Here is a 19,484-nt window from a genome sequence, read left to right as displayed (position 1 = left end):
TCAGAAAACCACCTGACGGTGGTCTTCTCGCATTATTCGGCTAATTTCTGCAGTTCCAGCCATCGAACTACAAAATCCGCGATCTGCGGGATGTTGTTGATATCTAAATCAGGCACATCCAGAGCAAGCGGAGTATCGCTGGCAACAGCAATAACACGTTCATCCATCATGAGTTCACGAACTTCATACCCGCAGCCCTGACGAAACAGCAGTATCTTGGGGATATCTTCGTGTTTAAACCCTTCCACAAGTACCAGATCCAGCGTTGATGCGTCCATTCTGCTTGCCAGATAGCGCAGATCCAGCTCTGTTTCCTCCGGCGTTTCCGTCATCAATGCCCAGCGCTGAGCACTGGCGACCAGGGTTTGTGCTGCTCCGGCTTTGCGTAATTCATAGCTGTCCTTCCCCGGCTTATCAACATCCATATTATGATGAGTATGTTTGATAAGCCCTGGTCGTAAACCTTTCCCACATAACGCAGGTATCAGTGCCTTTAATAATGTTGTTTTTCCCGTACCGCTCCATGCGGCGATGGCCAGAAGCGGAATCACACTTTTTCTTCCCAACGTGCTAAATCCTCTGGCGTATTCACATTACTAAATGCTTGTTGTGCATCGCTAAAATCGACGGATCGTCCACCTAAACTCTTTAAAAAAGCCATCACTCTACGCTCACCCTGATCAATATAATGCTGAAGTTCAGGCACGATCTTTCGATGAATTAAGGCAATGGTCGGATGATCGCGTTCACCATCATGCACCCACAGAGCCGGGTAGCCTTCACTCTCTGAGCTCAAACGTTCCGCGAGATTATCAGGGATAAACGGTGTGTCGCAGGGGGAAAAAAGAAACCAGTCGCTGTCCGACTGCTGCATCACGGAGAGCATGCCAGCTAAGGGGCCTGGATAATCAGCAATACAGTCCTGAATAACAGGCAATCCACTTGCCCGGTAAACTTCCAGATTGCGATTCGCACTGACAATGAGCTTATCAACCTGCGGCCTCAGCGCATGTGCCACATGTTGCCATAACGGTTTACCTTTTAATTCGAGCAGGCCTTTATCTTGCCCAGCCATGCGTGAGGCTTTGCCTCCCGCCAGGATCACACCAGTTACCGTACCCATTTCAATCACCCTTATCGCCTCTTTTATTGTGGGTTTGACCCTGATAACGTGTCTGTACCAAGAGTAAGGAGCACGACCATGAAATGTAAACGTCTGAACGAAGTTATCGAACTCCTCCAGCCTGAGTGGCAGAAAGAGCCTGAATTAAACCTTATTCAATTCTTGCAGAAACTGGCGAAAGAATCAGGTTATGAGGGTGAACTTAGCGATTTAAGTGATGACATCCTGATCTATCATCTGAAAATGCGTGGTTCTGATAAAGACGCGGTGATTCCGGGTATTAAAAAAGATTATGAAGAGGATTTCAAAACGGCCCTGCTTCGTGCCCGCGGAGTAATTAAAGAGTAAAAGCTTGTAAGAGGAGCCACCGAAAGCGCAGTGAAATGATATCCTGAATCATTCGTTTTTATTTGCGGATAATGGGATGAACCATAACGCTTTTACTTTCCAGACTCTTCATCCAGACACCATTATGGATGCGTTGTTTGAACTGGGAATTCGGGTCGACTCGGGTCTGACACCGCTCAACAGCTATGAAAACCGTGTTTACCAGTTTCAGGATGAAGATCGTCGCCGTTATGTGGTGAAATTCTATCGTCCTGAGCGATGGTCCGCCGATCAAATTCGGGAAGAGCATCAGTTTGCCGGGGAACTTCTGAATGATGAAGTTCCTGTTGCGGCCCCACTTTCATTCCAGCAGCAAACGTTATTAACCCATCAAGGCTTTTACTACGCGGTCTTCCCTAGCGTCGGTGGTCGCCAATTTGAACCTGATAACCTCGACCAGATGGAATGGGTTGGCCGTTATCTGGGGCGTCTGCATCAGACCGGGCAAAAGTCGCGTTTTGTTCATCGCCCTGACATTGGCGTGAAAGAATATCTGCTTGAACCCCGTCAGGTTTTTGAAAATACAACGCTTATCCCTTCAGCGTTAAAACCCGCTTTTCTGAAGGCTGCAGATGCGCTGATCGACGCGGTCATGGCGCAATGGCATACCCGTTTTACAAGCCTGCGCCTGCACGGCGATTGCCATGCCGGGAATATTCTCTGGCGTGACGGTCCTTTATTTGTCGATCTCGATGATGCCCGCAATGGCCCGGCTGTTCAGGATCTCTGGATGCTGTTACATGGCGATAAAGTCGAACAGCGTATGCAGCTTGAGACCATCATCGAAGCCTATGAAGAATTCTGCGAGTTTGATACGGCAGAACTTAGCCTTATTGAGCCGCTGCGTGCCATGCGTCAGGTTTATTACCTGGCATGGATAATTCGCCGTTGGGAAGATCCTGCTTTCCCGAAAAACTTCCCGTGGTTAACCGGGGAGGACTACTGGCGTGAACAAACTTCCACCTTTCTCTGGCAAGTAAAGGCACTACAAGAGCCGCCTTTGCAATTAACGCCATTTTATTAATGTGACACATCCTGGAGAGTATTAACCATGAAGAAAATTTGGCTGGCGCTGGCGGGAATGATTCTGGCATTTAGCGCATCTGCTGCTCAATTCACTGATGGCAAACAGTACATCACGCTCGATAAGCCCGTCGCGGGTGAACCACAAGTGCTTGAGTTCTTTTCGTTTTATTGCCCACACTGCTATGACTTTGAGCACGTCTGGCATGTCGCTGATGCAGTAAAACAGAAATTGCCGGAAGGTACCAAAATGACCAAATACCATGTTGAGTTCCTCGGCCCGTTGGGTAAAGAGATGACTCAGGCATGGGGTGTGGCAATGGCTCTGGGTGTAGAAGACAAAATTACGGCACCTATGTTTGAGGCTGTACAGAAAACTCAAACCGTTCAGAACGTTGCCGATATTCGTGATGTCTTTATTAAGGCTGGCGTAAAAGGTGAAGAGTACGATGCTGCCTGGAACAGCTTCGTGGTGAAATCACTGGTGGCGCAGCAGGAAAAAGCGGCTGCAGATCTGCAGTTGCGTGGTGTTCCGGCCATGTATGTTAACGGTAAATACCAGTTGAACATGCAGGGCATGGATACCAGCAGCATGGACATCTTCGTACAGCAATATGCAGATACGGTCAGATACCTGGTTGGGCAGAAGTAATAAAAATAACGCCGGTCATTGACCGGCGTTTCTGTATTCACGTTTTATCGTCTCAATTTGCTGGTCTTTCTCGAACCATAAATTATTCAGCCATTGCTGAAAGCCGCGTTTGAAGTTCTTATCATTCACATAATCCCCATGCAGTTCGTCGGTGATTGGCAGCAAATTAATGCGGACGACAATACGCGTCAGTTTCCCACTCAGCATGTCATAAAAAGGCTTTCTGTCGTTCTCCGGGTAGCACAAGGTGACATTCAGTAATCGGCCAAACTGTTTTCCCAGAACGCTCATTGCCATCGCAATACCCGCCGCTTTGGGTGGCAACAAATGGTTAAAAGGGGAACGTGTCTGAAGGCGCTTCTCGTCAGTAAAGCGTGACCCTTCTACAAAATTAACGATTGTCGTTGGGTTAACGCGAAATTTTTCGCAGGAACGGCGAGTTGTCTCTATGTCTTTACCGCGGCGTTCCGGATGACGAATTAAATAACCGCGTGAATAACGGCGCATAAAAGGCATGTCCAGCGCCCAACACGCGAGGCCAATAAAGGGCACCCAGGCGAGCTGCTGTTTGAGGAAATACTTGTTCATGGGGATGTGTTTGCGAAGAAGCACACAAAGCACCACAATATCTGCCCAGCTGTGATGATTACTGATGAGCAGATACCCGTTTTTCTTCGTCAGTCCCTCGAGTCCTTCGATATCCCATTGCAGATTGGGATTGAGCCGTAATAACCAGGCAAGTCCCTCACACCAGCAGTACATCATTGCATTGCAAAAAGATGAGATTGCGCGCCATAGCACTGGTATGGGCAACAACAGCTTAATAATACCGGCAGTTATGATCGGTACTGAACAAAGGATAGTAACCAGGATGGTGAGTACAACACTCGTCAGCAAGGTTAAAACAGCGAGAAATCTCGACATAATTAATTTTTTTCAAATAGTTAATTGCAAAATGTATGCCAGCGAAGCGCAAGGTGCTGATTCTACCAGAATATGCGCGGTTGCTTTTGTGGAAAGGTGGTCTGCGTTTAGCATGCGAGAATATACCTCAAAACCAATTCCTTTTTCTTATATCCACATAGAGCAAATTATCACCAAAATGCAATAACGATCGTTTGCCTTTTTGTAAAGTACTGATTAATAAGAATAGATACATTTTTGCGATCGATGGTAATGCACAATAATCCAGACGAAGAGAAATAATTCACAAACTTATCCACAGGAAAAACAAAAATAAGATCCTCTCGATCGACAATTCTTTTCGGGCAATTACGGCGAAAAACTGATGTTTTCGTCCGTCTGTGGCATCCTTTAACCATAAATTGATAAACAGGCACGGACATCATGGTTCAGATCCCAGAAAACCCCCTTATCCTCGTCGATGGTTCTTCTTACCTCTATCGCGCCTACCATGCGTTCCCACCGCTGACTAACGCAGCGGGTGAACCGACCGGTGCGATGTACGGTGTATTAAACATGCTGCGTAGCTTAATTTTGCAGTATCAACCAAGTCATGCTGCGGTAGTGTTTGATGCGAAAGGTAAAACGTTCCGCGATGAGTTGTTCGAGGACTATAAATCTCACCGTCCTCCTATGCCGGACGATCTGCGTGCGCAGATTGAGCCGCTGCATGAGATGGTGCGAGCAATGGGATTGCCATTGATGGCGGTGTCGGGTGTTGAAGCCGATGATGTGATTGGTACCCTGGCGCGCGAAGCGGAAAAGTTGGGGCGTCCGGTGCTGATAAGCACGGGTGATAAAGACATGGCACAGTTGGTGACTCCGGGTATTACGCTCATTAACACCATGACCAACACTATTCTCGGCCCGGAAGAAGTGGTCACCAAATACGGTGTTCCGCCAGAGCTGATTATCGATTTCCTGGCGTTGATGGGTGACTCTTCGGACAACATTCCCGGTGTACCGGGTGTGGGTGAGAAAACGGCGCAAGGTCTGCTTCAGGGATTGGGTGGACTGGATACGCTCTATGCCAATCCGGAGAAGATTGCCGGGCTCTCTTTTCGCGGTGCCAAAACCATGGCCGCGAAACTCGAGCAGAATAAAGACCTGGCGTACCTCTCTTACAAACTGGCCACCATCAAGACGGATGTTGAACTGGAGCTGACCTGCGAGCAGCTTGAGGTTCAACAGCCCTCCGCAGAGGTGCTGCTGGATCTGTTCAAAAAGTACGAATTCAAGCGCTGGATTGTGGATGTTGAAGCCGGGAAGTGGCTCCAGGCGAAAGGGGCCAAACCGGCCGCGAAGCCTCAGGAAACCCTTGTGGTTGAAGCAGGCGTTGAAGAAGTGCCAGCCGCACAGCTATCGGCAGATAATTACGTCACCGTCCTGGATGAAGCCGTTTTACAGGAGTGGATTGAGAAGCTGAAGAAAGCCCCTCTTTTTGCTTTCGATACCGAAACCGACAGCCTGGATAACGTCAGTGCCAATCTGGTGGGGTTATCTTTTGCGACCGAGCCAGGCGTTGCTGCCTACATTCCGGTCGCCCACAACTACATGGATGCACCTGAACAGATTTCTTGCGATCGGGCACTGGAATTACTCAAGCCGCTGCTGGAAGACGAAAAAGCACTGAAGGTCGGGCAAAACCTGAAGTTTGACCGTGGGATTTTGCAAAACTATGGCATTGAACTGCGCGGAATCGCGTTTGATACCATGCTCGAATCCTACACCCTGGACAGCGTGGCCGGACGCCATGATATGGACAGTCTCTCCGACCGCTGGCTGAAGCACAAAACCATCACCTTTGAAGAGATTGCAGGGAAGGGCAAAAATCAGCTGACCTTCAACCAAATCGATCTCGAACAGGCCGGACGTTATGCTGCGGAAGATGCCGATGTCACCCTGCAACTGCATTTAAAAATGTGGCCAGAGCTGCAGAAGCACGCTGGTCCATTGAATGTATTCCAGCATATTGAGATGCCGCTGGTGCCCGTGCTATCGCGCATTGAACGTAATGGTGTGAACATTGATCCAGCCGTTCTGCGTAAACATTCTGCGGAAATTGCGCTGCGTCTGACTGAGCTAGAGAAAAAGGCCCATGAGATTGCTGGTGAGCCGTTCAACCTTGCCTCGACAAAACAGCTGCAGACCATCCTCTTCGAAAAGCAGGGTATTAAGCCGCTGAAGAAAACTCCGGGTGGCGCGCCGTCAACATCGGAAGAAGTGCTGGAAGAGCTGGCGCTGGATTACCCACTGCCCAAAGTGATTCTGGAACACCGTGGTTTGTCAAAGCTGAAATCAACCTATACCGACAAATTGCCGCTGATGATCAGTGAGAAAACGGGCCGAGTGCACACCTCTTATCACCAGGCGGTGACGGCAACCGGGCGTTTGTCCTCAACCGATCCGAACCTGCAAAACATCCCGGTACGTAATGAAGAAGGGCGTCGTATTCGCCAGGCATTTATTGCGCCGAAAGATTACGTGATTGTCTCTGCCGACTACTCGCAAATCGAACTGCGAATCATGGCGCACCTGTCGCGTGATAAAGGGCTGCTGTCGGCGTTTGCGGAAGGGAAGGACATTCACCGCGCGACTGCCGCTGAAGTATTCGGCATGCCGCTGGAGAGTGTGACTAACGAACAGCGTCGTAGTGCTAAAGCGATTAACTTTGGACTGATTTACGGCATGAGTGCGTTTGGTTTGTCTCGCCAGCTTAATATTCCGCGTAAAGAGTCGCAGAAGTATATGGATCTCTACTTTGAGCGCTACCCGGGCGTTATGGACTATATGGAGCGTACTCGCGCACAAGCGAAAGAGCAGGGCTATGTCGAAACGCTCGAAGGCCGTCGCCTTTATCTGCCGGATATTAAGTCGAGCAACGGTGCCCGTCGTGCCGGTGCTGAGCGTGCGGCAATTAACGCCCCAATGCAGGGCACCGCTGCTGACATTATCAAACGTGCCATGATTGCTGTAGATGCCTGGCTGGAAAGCGAAAAACCGCGGGTGAAAATGATCATGCAGGTTCACGATGAACTGGTGTTTGAAGTGCATCAGGACGATCTGGATGCGGTGTCGAAAAAGATCCATGAACTGATGGAAAGCAGCACGACGCTGGATGTTCCTTTGCTGGTGGAAGTGGGAAGTGGGAAAAACTGGGATCAAGCGCACTAAGTGTTCGTCTAATAAGGCCATTTTTCTGTAAGTAAGCAACATAACTTACAGGTTTTGTGACGATCATTAGAATTCCCTATGTAAAGGTTGAAAATAAACTACAAAAAGTGCTTTGTGCGAAAACGAAAAGAGAGTAGAGTTATTCGCGTAGGGTACAGAGGTAAGATGTTCTATCTTTCAGACCTTTTACTTCACGTAATCGGATTTGGCTGAATATTTAGCCGCCCCAGTCAGAAATGACTGGGGCGTTTTTTATTGGGCGAAAGAGAGAAAAAACGCGGACAAATGCCGCGCAGAAGGGTCATTCTTCGGTGGTATCTTCGGTCACTGGCGGAATGGTGTTAAACCAGTAATCCAGCTTCTCACGCAGTTTATCTACGCCGAGCTTCTTCAGTGAAGAGAACGCTTCAACCTGCACATCCCCATTAAAAGCCACCACTGCTTCACGCACGGCGTTTAGCTGGGCCTTACGTGCGCCGCTGGCCAGCTTGTCTGCTTTCGTTAACAGCACCAGAATCTGCACATTGCTCTCAACCGCCCACTGGATCATCTGCTGATCGAGATCTTTAAGCGGGTGACGAATATCCATCAGTACCACCAGGCCCTGCAGGCACTGGCGCTTCTCGAGATACTCGCCCAGCGCACGTTGCCACTTAAGTTTCATCTCTTCAGGCACTTCGGCGTAGCCGTAGCCCGGCAGGTCAACGAGGCGTTTGCCATCGGCGACCTGGAAGAGGTTAATCAGCTGAGTACGCCCGGGTGTTTTTGACGTGCGCGCCAGGCTCTTCTGATTAGTCAGGGTATTCAGCGCGCTGGATTTTCCTGCGTTGGAGCGGCCGGCAAATGCCACCTCAATGCCTGTATCAGAGGGCAAGTGGCGAATATCAGGTGCACTGGTCACAAAGTGCGTCTGTTGGTAGTTCCAGTTAGTCAAAATGGTCGTCTCCGTAATCTATAGCTTGGGTGGATTATACCTGAACCCACGCAAAAGGCTGTTTTTCTCGCCAGATTGCGTATTGACGATAATAACCATGATTCGTGTAAGACATTTGCTATAAATCATCTGCGACTTTTCGGAGAAATTGCAGGGTCGAAAAAAGGTAAATCAATGTAAAACAATGACTTGGTTTTATAGAATTTTCTGAATTTACCTTTTTTGGCCCTATTGTTGCTTGTGAGTTTAAATTTAGCAGGTAAAGTATCTGTCAAGGCGAGGAAGCCAACAGGATAGAGACTTAAGGATGAGGGGTCGGGAGCGCCAGGAGGCGAAGACCAGGAAACTGCCAGGATGGCAGTCATAACAAGGAAAAGGACCGCAACACGGACTGTTAACTGCTAAGGGAAAAACAGGGTACGTTGATAGCAAACAAGGAACGTAATACCCAATGAGGGTAGAGGGTCAGAAAAAAAGGCGACAGATTGCTCTGTCGCCTTTTTTCTTTGCTTGCTTTCTGCTAGATTCCGCCGCAATTCTATACTGATTAAAACCATCAAAGCTGAGCATCATGAAAAAACCTTCGACCACTCCGCGCGGTAAAACGCACCGTAAAACACGTGAAGAAATGAACCAGGAATCGCGTGACCGCAAGCGCGATAAAAAGCATCGCGGCAATGCGCCGGGTAGCCGTGCGAGTGGGGCAAGCGAAAGCTCAGGTTCTGGAAAACGTTCTCAACCGAACGATCCGCGTATTGGCAGCAAAAAACCTATCCAACTGGGTGTGACAGACGCACCGGTTAAAAAGCAGCAAAAACCCAAGAGCGAGAAACCTATGCTTTCACCGCAAGCTGAACTGGATTCGTTGGAAACTGATGAGCGCCTGGATGCGCTGCTGGAACGTTTAGAAGAGGGCGAAACCCTGAGCGCCGAAGAACAGAGTTGGGTTAACGCTAAGCTTGATCGTATCGATGAGCTGATGCAACAGCTGGGCCTTTCGTACGATGATGATGAAGACGAAGAAGAGGAAGAAGAGCGGGAAGATATGATGCGTCTGCTGAAAGGCGGCCAATAACGGTCAACGCATGGGCTTACCCGTCCTGCTTATAACCCTTCCGGTTATATGTTATCTGGTGTGGTTATTCGTTAAACTACAGCGGTTGTCGCAGCGCAAAGTGTGGCTGCGCAACCGGCTCATGACCCGACAAGCGGTCAGGCCGGGCCGCCGTAAACGACAGCGGCATCATCGGAAGGAGTGAGCATGTCTGAGCAATGTATTGACTGGGATCTGGCCCTCATCCAGAAATATAACTATTCCGGGCCGCGCTACACGTCGTATCCCACTGCGCTTGAGTTTTCCGACACCTACCGCGAAGACGATTTCCGTGCTGCCGTTGCCCGCTATCCTGGTCGGCCGCTTTCGCTGTATGTGCACATCCCGTTCTGCCACAAACTCTGCTACTTTTGTGGCTGCAATAAGATTGTCACCCGCCAGCAGCACAAAGCCGATCAGTATCTGGATGCGCTGGAGCAGGAGATCCTCCACCGTGCGCCGCTGTTCACTGACCGTCGCGTCAGCCAGTTGCACTGGGGTGGCGGCACGCCAACCTATCTGGATAAGGCGCAAATCAGCCGCCTGATGGGGCTACTGCGTGAACATTTCCAGTTTGACCCGGATGCTGAAATCTCCATTGAAGTGGACCCACGAGAGATTGAACTCGACGTTCTTGACCACCTGCGAGCTGAAGGCTTTAACCGGCTGAGCATGGGCGTGCAGGACTTCAATAAAGAGGTTCAGCGTCTGGTCAACCGTGAGCAGGATGAAGACTTCATCTTCGCGCTGATTAAGCGTGCACGTGAGATTGGCTTCACATCGACCAATATCGACCTGATTTACGGTCTGCCAAAGCAAACACCTGAAAGCTTCGCCTTCACCCTTAGCCGGGTCGCAGAGCTCAACCCGGACCGTCTGAGCGTGTTTAACTACGCTCATCTGCCGACCCTGTTCGCGGCACAGCGTAAGATTAAAGATGCAGATTTACCCTCTGCGCAGCAAAAGCTGGATATTCTGCAACAGACCATTACCTCGCTAACTGATGCGGGCTACCAGTTCATCGGGATGGACCATTTCGCCCGCCCGGATGACGAACTGGCCGTAGCCCAGCGGGAAGGGGTATTGCACCGCAACTTCCAGGGTTACACCACGCAGGGCGATTCGGATCTGCTGGGGATGGGCGTGTCCGCAATCAGCATGATTGGCGACAGCTACGCGCAGAACCAAAAAGAGCTGAAGAGCTACTACCAGCTGGTGGATGAGACCGGCAACGCGTTATGGCGGGGTATTGCGCTCACTCGGGATGATTGTATTCGTCGCGATGTGATTAAGGCGCTGATTTGTCACTTCAGCCTGGATTTTGCTGCCGTGGAAAAACAGTGGGATCTGGATTTCAAAGAATACTTTGCCGAAGATTTGCAACTGCTTGCGCCGCTGGCGAAAGACGGGCTGGTGGCGATAAACGAACAGGGGATTCAGGTGACGGCGAAGGGACGGTTACTGATTCGCAATATTTGCATGTGTTTTGACGTCTATTTGCGCCAGAAAGCACGTATGCAGCAGTTCTCACGGGTTATTTAATCCAGCTTCACGTATCAGGCCTACAAATCGCAAACGTTCGTAGGCCTGATGCGTATCAGCTAAACAACCCAAACAATGCAGCGCAGAGTACTGCTGCAACGGCAGCTTGAGGTGTGTGGCCCGCTGCGGCACCGATTTCAGCACCACTTGAGACCATGTTAATTAATGATTGCAGCATGATTCAGTTCCCCCGTGAACGGGCGAGATCATACTGAACTCATCGGAACAGTAAAGCGCAAAATTGCAGCAATTTGCGCTCACTATTCAATCTTTACAATTTGTCAGGTTATTACTCCATTCCCAACTCTTTCAGCTTGCGCGTCAGGGTGTTACGGCCCCATCCGAGCAGGCGAGCTGCCTCTTGTTTGTGACCCTGCGTGTGTCTCAGCGCAGTCGTGAGCAGTGTGCGTTCCATCTCGGGCTGTGCTTCAGAAAGCAAGTTTTGATGACCGGAACGCAGGGCACGATCGGCCCATTGCGCCAGCAAGGTTGCCCAACTGTCAGGCAGCGTTTGCGAAGGACTATCCGGCACGGTGGTTTCAAACAATTCAGCCGGCAAATCCTGGATTAACACTTCCTGGCCTGCGGCCATCACCGTCAGCCAACGGCAGGTGTTTTCCAGTTGGCGCACGTTACCCTGCCAGGCGAGACGCGTCAGAGCGGCTTCCGTTTCCGGATGCAGCAGCTTCGCTTCGACGCCCAGTTCGCGGGCGGCAACCTGCAAAAAGTGGCGCGCCAGGCGGGGGATATCTTCACGGCGCTCGCGCAGCGGCGGCAAATGCACCCGGATAACGTTCAGGCGGTGGAACAGATCCTCACGGAATTTCCCCTCCTGCACGCGCAGTTCGAGATTTTGATGGGTCGCAGCAATAATGCGCACATCCACCTTCACGGGAGCATAGCCCCCCACGCGATAGAACTGCCCGTCTGCCAGCACACGCAGTAGACGTGTCTGCACATCCAGCGGCATGTCACCGATTTCATCAAGGAATAAGGTGCCACCGTCCGCCTGCTCAAAACGGCCCTGACGAATGGTGTTTGCGCCGGTAAATGCCCCTTTTTCGTGACCAAACAGCTCCGATTCAATCAAATCTTTCGGAATTGCCGCCATGTTCAGCGCAATAAAAGGGGCTTTAACGCGTGGACTGTGACGATGCAGCGCATGGGCCACGAGCTCTTTACCCGTTCCTGACTCACCATTAATCAACACGCTAATAGAAGAGCGCGACAGGCGGCCAATGATACGAAACACGTCCTGCATTGCCGGCGCTTCACCGATGATATCGGTGGTTGGCCCGCTCACCTGTACGTTGCGCGGCTGCTGCTGTTCCTGATAATGACTGATAGCGCGTTCAACCAGCGCTACCGCCTCGTCAATATCGAAAGGCTTCGGCAAATAATCAAATGCCCCTTGTTGATAAGCACTGACGGCAGCATCGAGATCCGAATGGGCGGTCATTATGATGACCGGAAGCATCGGATGACGCTGTTTTATCTGCTTTAACAGGGCGAGACCGTCCATCCCGGGCATACGGATATCTGACAGCAGCACGTCAGGGGTTTTGGTGGTCAGTGCATCAAGCACTTCGTTCGCATTTTCAAAGGTCGTGCAGTTCAAGCCAGCACCGGTGAGCGCGCGTTCAAGCACCCAACGGATGGAGCTATCGTCATCAACGATCCAGACTATCCCTCGTTGCATAAACACCTCTATTTCCGAATAGGCAGGAACACCGAAAACTCGGTATGGCCTGGCCAACTGGTGAATTCAATTTTGCCAGAATGTTGATCGATCAAACTGCGAGCGATAGATAAACCCAGTCCGGTGCCGCCTTCACGTCCGCTGACCATGGGGTAGAACAGCGTGTCCTGTAAATGTGAGGGAATACCCGGCCCGTTATCTTCCACATCAATCCGTGCAGCGAGGCGATAACGTACGCCGTGCAGTGTTAACTGGAAGGCCGTACGCGTTCGCAAAATAATTTCGCCGCCTTCCGGGCCAAGTGCCTGCAAAGCGTTGCGGACGATGTTCAGTAAAACCTGTTCAATCTGATCGGGGTCATGCGCCAGCTCAGGTAAGCTCGGATCGTAATCACGCACCAGGGTGACATTATCGGGCAGCTCCATCGAGACCAGTTTCACCACGCGCTCAGCGACTTTGTGGATACTTTCGGTCACGTGCATGCCAGGCTGTTGCGGCCCTAACAGTCTGTCGACCAGATTACGCAACCGGTCAGCCTGCTCGATGATCACTTTGGTGTATTCCGTTAGCGACGGATCTGGCAATGCTTTAGCAAGCAGCTGCGCCGCACCACGCAAACCACCCAGCGGGTTTTTAATCTCATGCGCCAGGCCTCGCACCAGATCGCGAGCGGCGACCTGCTGAGCGTGCTGTAACTGTTCCTGGCTTAGACGTCGCTGATTATCCATCGGCGCCATCTCCAGTAGAATCAGGCCGTCAGGTAACCGTTGCGCCGTTAACGACAGAATATGTGAGCGACCATCAATCACGAGTGTCACTTCGTTATCCGTAAATCCCTGCCCGGCATTAAGGCTTTCACGCATCAGGACGATGTTGAGTGAAAAATAGCTCAGCAGTTCCGGCAACGGCGTGCCGAATAATTTACGCGAACTTTGCGCCAGTAGCTGTTGTGCGGCCGGATTGGCGTAATGCACCGCCAGCTCATCATCAACCAGCAAGATACTGTTGATTAAAGAATTGAGGATCTGCCCAGCATCGGGCAACGAGCCACTCGCCATCTAGCAGTCTCCCAGGATTGCACTATTTTAGTGCAGTATAGCGTTTTATGGGTAAAAAAGGCCGGCATTCAGGTTGTTGGCGGAGAAAAAAGCCCATCCGAAGATGGGCTGAAAGTTTCCACGGCAACAATAAAACGACTTATTAAACGCTGTAGTACAGCTCGAACTCTACCGGGTGCGGAGTCATGCGTACGCGGTCGTTTTCTTCGATACGCAGTGCGATGTAAGCATCGATAGCGTCGTCGGTGAATACGCCACCCGCAGTCAGGAACTCGCGGTCTTCGTTCAGAGCGTTCAGTGCTTCTTCCAGAGAACCAGCAACCTGTGGGATCTCTTTCGCTTCTTCCGGTGGCAGGTCATACAGGTTTTTGTCCATGGCTTCGCCCGGGTGGATTTTGTTCTTGATACCATCAAGACCAGCCATCAGCAGCGCTGCGAAGCACAGGTACGGGTTGGCAGCTGGGTCCGGGAAGCGCACTTCGATACGACGTGCTTTCGGGGACGCAACCACTGGAATACGGATGGATGCAGAACGGTTACGCGCAGAGTAAGCCAGCATAACCGGTGCTTCGTAACCCGGGACCAGACGCTTGTAGGAGTTGGTGGTCGGGTTAGCCAGGGCGTTGATTGCTTTAGCGTGTTTAATAACACCGCCGATGTAGAACAGCGCCTGCTCAGACAGACCCGCATATTTGTCGCCAGAGAACAGGTTTACGCCATTCTTGGACAGAGACATGTGGCAGTGCATACCGGAACCGTTATCACCGAACATCGGTTTCGGCATAAAGGTTGCGGTTTTACCGAAGCGGTGAGCAACGTTGTGAACCACATATTTGTAGATCTGAATTTCGTCCGCTTTCTTGGTCATAGTGTTGAAGCGGGTAGCGATTTCGTTCTGACCAGCAGTTGCCACTTCGTGGTGATGCGCTTCAACAACAAGGCCCATCTCTTCCATGATCAGACACATGGTAGAACGGATGTCCTGTGAAGAATCGACCGGAGGAACCGGGAAGTAACCGCCTTTCACGCCAGGACGGTGGCCTTTGTTGCCGCCTTCGTATTTGGTGGAGGAGTTCCATGCGCCTTCGATATCATCGATAGCAACGTGGGAACCGGAGATGGACGCACCAAAACGGATATCGTCGAACAGGAAGAATTCTGGCTCTGGCCCGAACAGAACGGTGTCAGCAAGACCCGTAGAACGCAGGTATTCTTCAGCGCGTTTAGCGATAGAACGTGGGTCACGATCGTAGCCCTGCAGGGTACCTGGTTCCAGGATGTCGCAGCGGATGATCAGAGTCGGTTCTTCGTAGAACGGGTCAATGAGAGCGGTAGATGCGTCCGGCATCAGAACCATGTCAGATTCGTTAATGCCTTTCCAGCCACCAATCGAGGAGCCGTCAAACATTTTGCCTTCTTCAAAGAATTCGGCATTAACCTGATGAGCCGGAATGGTGACGTGCTGTTCTTTACCTTTGGTATCGGTGAAGCGCAAATCAACAAATTTCACTTCGTGCTCATTCAGCATCGTCAATACGTGTTCAGCGGACATACTTAAACTCTCCCGGATTTATCATTGTCGTCGTGGTAACGAGGTCTGCAAATACTGCGTCAATCTGGCGTTGTTGCCATAAATTTTATAAAGCGAAATCTATGCCAACTTTTAAATGTCACTAAAAAGGCGCTATTATGCGCACCATAGTGCAAACGGGCTGCACCATGATGGTTATATTGCACCAGTATAGTGCCTTGGTGTGAACATTGAGCACCATGTTGGTGCAATTTTCATTAAAGTGCCCCTGTTTCGCTTCGTGAAAGTGATCACAAAGCATCTCTGCAATACTTGTTTGCGGAGGATGTTTGTGATCCTGTTTTGTAGTGCGATTAATCCGTGTACAATAACGCGCTATTTCTAAATGCCTGAGGCAAAGTTGTGATCGAAAATCTGCGTAATATCGCCATCATCGCGCACGTTGACCATGGTAAAACTACCCTGGTTGATAAGCTGCTGCAGCAATCTGGTACCTTCAGTAACGAACGTGCTGAAGCCACCGAACGCGTGATGGACTCCAATGATTTGGAGAAAGAGCGTGGGATTACCATCCTCGCTAAAAACACCGCTATCAAATGGAATGACTACCGTATCAACATCGTTGATACCCCGGGTCACGCCGACTTCGGTGGTGAAGTTGAACGTGTAATGTCCATGGTAGACTCCGTACTGCTGGTTGTTGACGCAATGGATGGCCCAATGCCGCAGACTCGCTTCGTAACCAAAAAGGCATTTGCCCATGGTTTGAAGCCAATCGTGGTTATCAACAAAGTTGACCGTCCTGGCGCGCGTCCTGACTGGGTTGTCGATCAGGTATTTGACCTGTTCGTAAACCTGGATGCGACCGACGAGCAGCTCGATTTCCCAATCATCTATGCATCCGCATTGATGGGTATCGCTGGTAACGATCACAATGAGATGGCGGAAGACATGACCCCGCTGTACCAGGCGATTGTTGACCACGTACCAGCGCCGAACGTTGACCTGGATGGTCCGTTCCAGATGCAGATCTCTCAGCTCGACTACAACAACTACGTTGGTGTTATCGGCATCGGTCGTATCAAGCGCGGTAAAGTTAAACCTAACCAGCAGATCACTCTGATCGACAGCGAAGGTAAAACGCGTAACGGTAAAGTCGGTAAGGTACTGACTCACCTCGGTCTGGAACGTATTGAGTCCACCGAAGCCGAAGCGGGCGACATCATCGCTATCACCGGTCTGGGCGAACTGAACATTTCCGATACGCTTTGCGATACGCAGAACGTAGAAGCTCTGCCGGCACTGTCCGTCGATGAGCCGACCGTAACCATGTTCTTCAACGTCAACACCTCTCCGTTCTGTGGTAAAGAAGGTAAGTTCGTTACTTCTCGTCAGATCCTTGAGCGTCTGAACAAAGAACTGGTACACAACGTTGCACTGCGCGTTGAAGAAACCGAAGACTCCGATGCGTTCCGCGTATCCGGTCGTGGTGAGTTGCACCTGTCTGTTCTTATCGAAAACATGCGTCGTGAAGGCTTCGAACTGGCTGTGTCCCGTCCGAAAGTAATCAACCGCTTGATTGACGGCCGCATGCAAGAGCCGTTCGAGAACGTGACGCTGGATATCGAAGAACAGCACCAGGGTTCTGTGATGCAGGCTATGGGTGAGCGTAAGGGCGATGTCAAAGACATGATCCCTGATGGCAAAGGCCGTATCCGTCTGGACTACCTGATCCCTGCACGTGGCCTGATCGGCTTCCGTACTGAGTTCATGACCATGACCTCCGGTACCGGTCTGCTGTACTCCACCTTCAGCCACTACGACGACGTGCGTCCGGGCGAAATCGGCCAGCGTAACAACGGCGTGCTGATCTCCAACGGCCAGGGTAAAGCAGTTGCGTTTGCACTGTTCAGCCTGCAGGACCGCGGTAAGCTGTTCCTGGGTCACGGTGCAGAAGTTTATGAAGGCCAGATCATCGGTATTCACAGCCGTTCTAACGACCTGACTGTAAACTGCCTGACCGGTAAGAAACTGACCAACATGCGTGCGTCTGGTACAGACGAAGCAACGGTTCTGGTTCCACCGATCAAGATGACTCTGGAACAGGCTCTGGAGTTTATCGATGACGACGAACTGGTAGAAGTTACCCCTACCTCCGTGCGTATTCGTAAACGCCACCTGACCGAAAACGACCGCAAACGCGCTGGTCGTGGACCGAAAGAAGCGTAAGCAACGCGGTCTGATGTGTGAAACCCCGGAAGAGTGAAAACTCGCCGGGGTTTTTTATTAGTCCATTAGTTAATTTTTTATGATTAATAGTGATCACGAGCACTTACTTTTACAGAAATTTGTTTAGGATGGCGTTATCTCTGCCGTATTTTATTTTGAGTTATTCATTTAATAAATATATATGAACTTACAACCCCTAAAATAAAAACATGTCATAATTTTTAGCGAGTTCCTTATTTAATACAGGATGTATAATATGCGGCACTGTGCTTGTTATTTTTTAATGGCTTGTTTAAGTTTGTTCTCAATAAAAATTTTTGCTGATACAGGGTATAGTCGGAAAATCATAGAGCCAGATCATGTTAATCTTAGTACGCAGGATTTTCTGATGTACTATAACAATGGCTCACCAGAGGAAAAAGAAACCACATTAATGTATGTACTGGGTGTGGCTGATGCAACAGAAGGGAGGATATGGTGTAAGTATAAAAACGTTGACAAAACAATTCTATATTCCTCTGTGCTTAATTATGTCAGTCAGCAATCCGGAAAAAGTAAAAATGTAAGAGCGTCAACGCTCATTACAATGGCTTTAGTCAATGCATCCCCCTGTCAAAACATCCTGTCGCAGGAAAGAAAAACCGACCAGCTATCTTCAGTTTTGCACCTAACACCTGATGTGTTTAATCTGAGCGCAAATGATTTCTTTCGCTTCTGGCGATCTGATAATAAACAGGATGAATATAATGCAAAAATATACCTGCTTGGCATTAAGGATTACTCTGAAGGTAAGGTCTGGTGCGGATATAAAAAAATAAAAAATGTTACTCTTGATGAGGTTGTTTTCTGGAGTTTTAAAAAACTATCACCGGAAAAACTTAATGAACGTGCAGCGGTCATTGTACTGAATAAGTTGAAAAATTACCCATGTAAAAAAGAGAAATAACATGAGACCTTTATACTCTGTACTTAAAAAATTTCATTACTCAGCGAAGGTTGTTTCTGGTGAGGATCTTTACGATGACTTAGGTCATAATTATCAGGTACTTCAACAGCAAGATATTGGATATGTAAACACATGTGCTACCCGCATGAGCCTGGCATTGCTCAAATCAGGTGTTAAGCATGCCGGACGACTGACCATCAGAAAAGGTAATCTGAAAGGAAAAAAAATAGAAACAGGTGCAAAATTACTTGCCGATCAACTCTCTTACGCAGGGGCCTTTGGAAAACCTATTATCTGGCATGACTCTGAAAAGTTCAGGAAGGAATTAGGTAGCAGGAAAGGTGTGGTTTTTTTCTGGAAAATTACTGGCTATGGCGGTGGGCATATTGATCTTATCGAACTCTCCTCCGCAGGTTTTACTTGCAATTCAGACTGTTTTTTTAACTGTAAAGAAATATGGTTCTGGGAGTTGAAATAATAAATGTTGTGCAGAGAGTGATGACCATAACATGGTCGATATTCACAATAATAGCGATTGGTAGTACTCCATTTCGTAGTGGTCTACCAGAAAATCAGCTATTGCTGGCGTGTTGTTACAATGGTTGAGCATGTCGCCCGGTCATTACTGAATCATCAACATCTGCGCATTATTACCAATAGCTTACGTGTGGCGCATATTTTGTATAAGAATCCGCAGTTTGAAGTGATGGTTCCTGGCGGAACGCTGCGGGCGCACAATGGCGGTATCATAGGTCAGGCGGCGACTCATTTTGTGGAGGGATTCCGGGCCGATTATCTGGTAACCAGCGCTGGAGACATTGAACACGACGGCGCACTCCTGGAGTTTGATGTGAATGAAGCTGCTGTCGTTAAAGCGATGATGGCCCATTCGAGGCAAATTTTACTGGCTTCCGATCACACTAAATTCCATGCCTCTGCAGCCGTTGAGATTGGCACTATCAGCCAGATTACCGCTTTGTTCAGTGACAAAACGCCCCGACATCGATCAATCAGGTGTTGAAAAGTCACCAGATAGAAATGAACCACATTGCTGTTGAGCAGGTCGCTTCTGAAGCAAGCGTTTGATAGACAGTTGTACTGCAAAGTATTTATCCCTCGAATAACCTTCC

18 protein-coding genes and 1 pseudogene are annotated in these 19,484 nt (G+C 49.7%); 11 read left to right on the top strand and 8 right to left on the bottom strand.

Annotated elements, in window-relative coordinates; all coding sequences use genetic code 11:
- Positions 1–32: 32 nt before the first annotated feature.
- On the bottom strand, positions 33–551 hold the full coding sequence (gene mobB, locus AC5JPW_RS03305) for a molybdopterin-guanine dinucleotide biosynthesis protein MobB (protein ID WP_494238247.1): 519 nt from the start codon (positions 549–551) through the stop codon (positions 33–35).
- Positions 548–1,123, bottom strand: a complete 576-nt coding sequence (mobA, locus tag AC5JPW_RS03300; protein ID WP_494238252.1) for a molybdenum cofactor guanylyltransferase MobA — start codon at positions 1,121–1,123, stop codon at positions 548–550. Before mobA ends, mobB begins: the two co-directional genes overlap by 4 nt.
- Positions 1,124–1,201: 78 nt before the next feature.
- Here mobA and AC5JPW_RS03295 point away from each other — a divergent pair, with 78 nt between their 5' ends.
- From AC5JPW_RS03295 to dsbA, 3 genes are all read left to right on the top strand, one after another.
- Entirely contained in the window at positions 1,202–1,471 is a 270-nt protein-coding gene (locus AC5JPW_RS03295; RefSeq protein ID WP_494238246.1) for a YihD family protein, read from the top strand.
- 76 nt (positions 1,472–1,547) lie between these two features.
- On the top strand, positions 1,548–2,534 hold the full coding sequence (locus AC5JPW_RS03290) for a serine/threonine protein kinase (RefSeq protein WP_494238245.1): 987 nt from the start codon (positions 1,548–1,550) through the stop codon (positions 2,532–2,534).
- Positions 2,535–2,561: 27 nt separating this feature from the next.
- Positions 2,562–3,185 (top strand): thiol:disulfide interchange protein DsbA, encoded by a 624-nt coding sequence (dsbA, locus tag AC5JPW_RS03285; RefSeq protein WP_494238244.1) that lies wholly within the window; start codon positions 2,562–2,564, stop codon positions 3,183–3,185.
- Positions 3,186–3,200: 15 nt separating this feature from the next.
- On the opposite strand, the gene yihG is transcribed toward dsbA, so the two are convergent.
- The gene (gene yihG / locus AC5JPW_RS03280; protein ID WP_494238243.1) at positions 3,201–4,109 is read right to left on the bottom strand and encodes a 1-acylglycerol-3-phosphate O-acyltransferase, YihG family; all 909 of its coding nucleotides are present in this window, start codon (positions 4,107–4,109) and stop codon (positions 3,201–3,203) included.
- Positions 4,110–4,532: 423 nt separating this feature from the next.
- Here yihG and polA point away from each other — a divergent pair, with 423 nt between their 5' ends.
- Together polA and spfP are read left to right on the top strand one after the other, a co-directional pair.
- Complete coding sequence (gene polA, locus AC5JPW_RS03275) at positions 4,533–7,322, top strand: DNA polymerase I (RefSeq protein ID WP_494238242.1); 2,790 nt, start codon at positions 4,533–4,535, stop codon at positions 7,320–7,322.
- A gap of 165 nt (positions 7,323–7,487) precedes the next feature.
- Entirely contained in the window at positions 7,488–7,535 is a 48-nt protein-coding gene (gene spfP, locus AC5JPW_RS03270; protein ID WP_071892919.1) for a small protein SpfP, read from the top strand.
- A gap of 88 nt (positions 7,536–7,623) precedes the next feature.
- On the opposite strand, the gene yihA is transcribed toward spfP, so the two are convergent.
- Entirely contained in the window at positions 7,624–8,256 is a 633-nt protein-coding gene (gene yihA, locus AC5JPW_RS03265) for a ribosome biogenesis GTP-binding protein YihA/YsxC (protein ID WP_494238241.1), read from the bottom strand.
- A gap of 571 nt (positions 8,257–8,827) precedes the next feature.
- Here yihA and yihI point away from each other — a divergent pair.
- Both yihI and hemN read left to right on the top strand, forming a co-directional pair.
- Entirely contained in the window at positions 8,828–9,331 is a 504-nt protein-coding gene (gene yihI, locus AC5JPW_RS03260) for a Der GTPase-activating protein YihI (RefSeq protein WP_494238240.1), read from the top strand.
- A gap of 186 nt (positions 9,332–9,517) precedes the next feature.
- Complete coding sequence (hemN, locus tag AC5JPW_RS03255) at positions 9,518–10,891, top strand: oxygen-independent coproporphyrinogen III oxidase (protein WP_494238239.1); 1,374 nt, start codon at positions 9,518–9,520, stop codon at positions 10,889–10,891.
- Between the two features lie 55 nt (positions 10,892–10,946).
- Here hemN and AC5JPW_RS03250 read toward each other — a convergent pair whose 3' ends face one another.
- The 4 genes from AC5JPW_RS03250 to glnA all read right to left on the bottom strand — a co-directional run bounded on the left by AC5JPW_RS03250 (position 10,947) and on the right by glnA (position 15,200).
- Positions 10,947–11,069 carry a YshB family small membrane protein gene (locus AC5JPW_RS03250; RefSeq protein WP_494238238.1) on the bottom strand — a complete coding sequence of 41 codons (123 nt, stop codon included), beginning with the start codon at positions 11,067–11,069 and terminating at the stop codon, positions 10,947–10,949.
- Between the two features lie 111 nt (positions 11,070–11,180).
- Positions 11,181–12,590 carry a nitrogen regulation protein NR(I) gene (glnG, locus tag AC5JPW_RS03245; RefSeq protein ID WP_458045083.1) on the bottom strand — a complete coding sequence of 470 codons (1,410 nt, stop codon included), beginning with the start codon at positions 12,588–12,590 and terminating at the stop codon, positions 11,181–11,183.
- A gap of 8 nt (positions 12,591–12,598) precedes the next feature.
- The gene (glnL, locus tag AC5JPW_RS03240) at positions 12,599–13,648 is read right to left on the bottom strand and encodes a nitrogen regulation protein NR(II) (protein WP_494238237.1); all 1,050 of its coding nucleotides are present in this window, start codon (positions 13,646–13,648) and stop codon (positions 12,599–12,601) included.
- Positions 13,649–13,790: 142 nt separating this feature from the next.
- Positions 13,791–15,200, bottom strand: a complete 1,410-nt coding sequence (gene glnA, locus AC5JPW_RS03235) for a glutamate--ammonia ligase (RefSeq protein ID WP_494238236.1) — start codon at positions 15,198–15,200, stop codon at positions 13,791–13,793.
- A gap of 381 nt (positions 15,201–15,581) precedes the next feature.
- Here glnA and typA point away from each other — a divergent pair, with 381 nt between their 5' ends.
- The 4 genes and pseudogenes from typA to AC5JPW_RS03215 form a co-directional block, all read left to right on the top strand.
- A complete protein-coding gene (gene typA, locus AC5JPW_RS03230) occupies positions 15,582–17,408 on the top strand; it encodes a ribosome-dependent GTPase TypA (protein WP_494238235.1) in 1,827 nt (608 codons plus the stop codon).
- A 388-nt stretch (positions 17,409–17,796) separates the two neighbouring features.
- Entirely contained in the window at positions 17,797–18,354 is a 558-nt protein-coding gene (locus AC5JPW_RS03225; RefSeq protein ID WP_494238234.1) for a Rap1a/Tai family immunity protein, read from the top strand.
- Position 18,355: 1 nt separating this feature from the next.
- Complete coding sequence (locus tag AC5JPW_RS03220; RefSeq protein ID WP_494238233.1) at positions 18,356–18,832, top strand: T6SS effector amidase Tae4 family protein; 477 nt, start codon at positions 18,356–18,358, stop codon at positions 18,830–18,832.
- 117 nt (positions 18,833–18,949) lie between these two features.
- Positions 18,950–19,440: pseudogene (locus AC5JPW_RS03215) on the top strand (DeoR/GlpR family DNA-binding transcription regulator); the annotation flags it as partial.
- Positions 19,441–19,484 lie beyond the last annotated feature (44 nt).

It is taken from the genome of Phytobacter sp. (assembly GCF_059074235.1).
Note: the sequence above shows the minus strand (reverse complement) of the source record. Positions and strands in the feature narration are given on the sequence as shown.

Bases quoted from the DNA above. Each gene is read 5' to 3' on its own strand.
- dsbA (WP_494238244.1), top strand. From the start codon at position 2,562: ATGAAGAAAATTTGGCTGGCGCTGGCGGGAATGATTCTGGCATTTAGC.
- glnL (WP_494238237.1), bottom strand. From the start codon at position 13,648: ATGGCGAGTGGCTCGTTGCCCGATGCTGGGCAGATCCTCAATTCTTTA.
- mobA (WP_494238252.1), bottom strand. From the start codon at position 1,123: ATGGGTACGGTAACTGGTGTGATCCTGGCGGGAGGCAAAGCCTCACGC.
- AC5JPW_RS03250 (WP_494238238.1), bottom strand. From the start codon at position 11,069: ATGCTGCAATCATTAATTAACATGGTCTCAAGTGGTGCTGAAATCGGT.
- yihG (WP_494238243.1), bottom strand. From the start codon at position 4,109: ATGTCGAGATTTCTCGCTGTTTTAACCTTGCTGACGAGTGTTGTACTC.
- yihI (WP_494238240.1), top strand. From the start codon at position 8,828: ATGAAAAAACCTTCGACCACTCCGCGCGGTAAAACGCACCGTAAAACA.
- AC5JPW_RS03295 (WP_494238246.1), top strand. From the start codon at position 1,202: ATGAAATGTAAACGTCTGAACGAAGTTATCGAACTCCTCCAGCCTGAG.
- AC5JPW_RS03290 (WP_494238245.1), top strand. From the start codon at position 1,548: ATGAACCATAACGCTTTTACTTTCCAGACTCTTCATCCAGACACCATT.
- AC5JPW_RS03220 (WP_494238233.1), top strand. From the start codon at position 18,356: ATGAGACCTTTATACTCTGTACTTAAAAAATTTCATTACTCAGCGAAG.
- glnA (WP_494238236.1), bottom strand. From the start codon at position 15,200: ATGTCCGCTGAACACGTATTGACGATGCTGAATGAGCACGAAGTGAAA.
- polA (WP_494238242.1), top strand. From the start codon at position 4,533: ATGGTTCAGATCCCAGAAAACCCCCTTATCCTCGTCGATGGTTCTTCT.
- glnG (WP_458045083.1), bottom strand. From the start codon at position 12,590: ATGCAACGAGGGATAGTCTGGATCGTTGATGACGATAGCTCCATCCGT.
- AC5JPW_RS03225 (WP_494238234.1), top strand. From the start codon at position 17,797: ATGTACTATAACAATGGCTCACCAGAGGAAAAAGAAACCACATTAATG.
- hemN (WP_494238239.1), top strand. From the start codon at position 9,518: ATGTCTGAGCAATGTATTGACTGGGATCTGGCCCTCATCCAGAAATAT.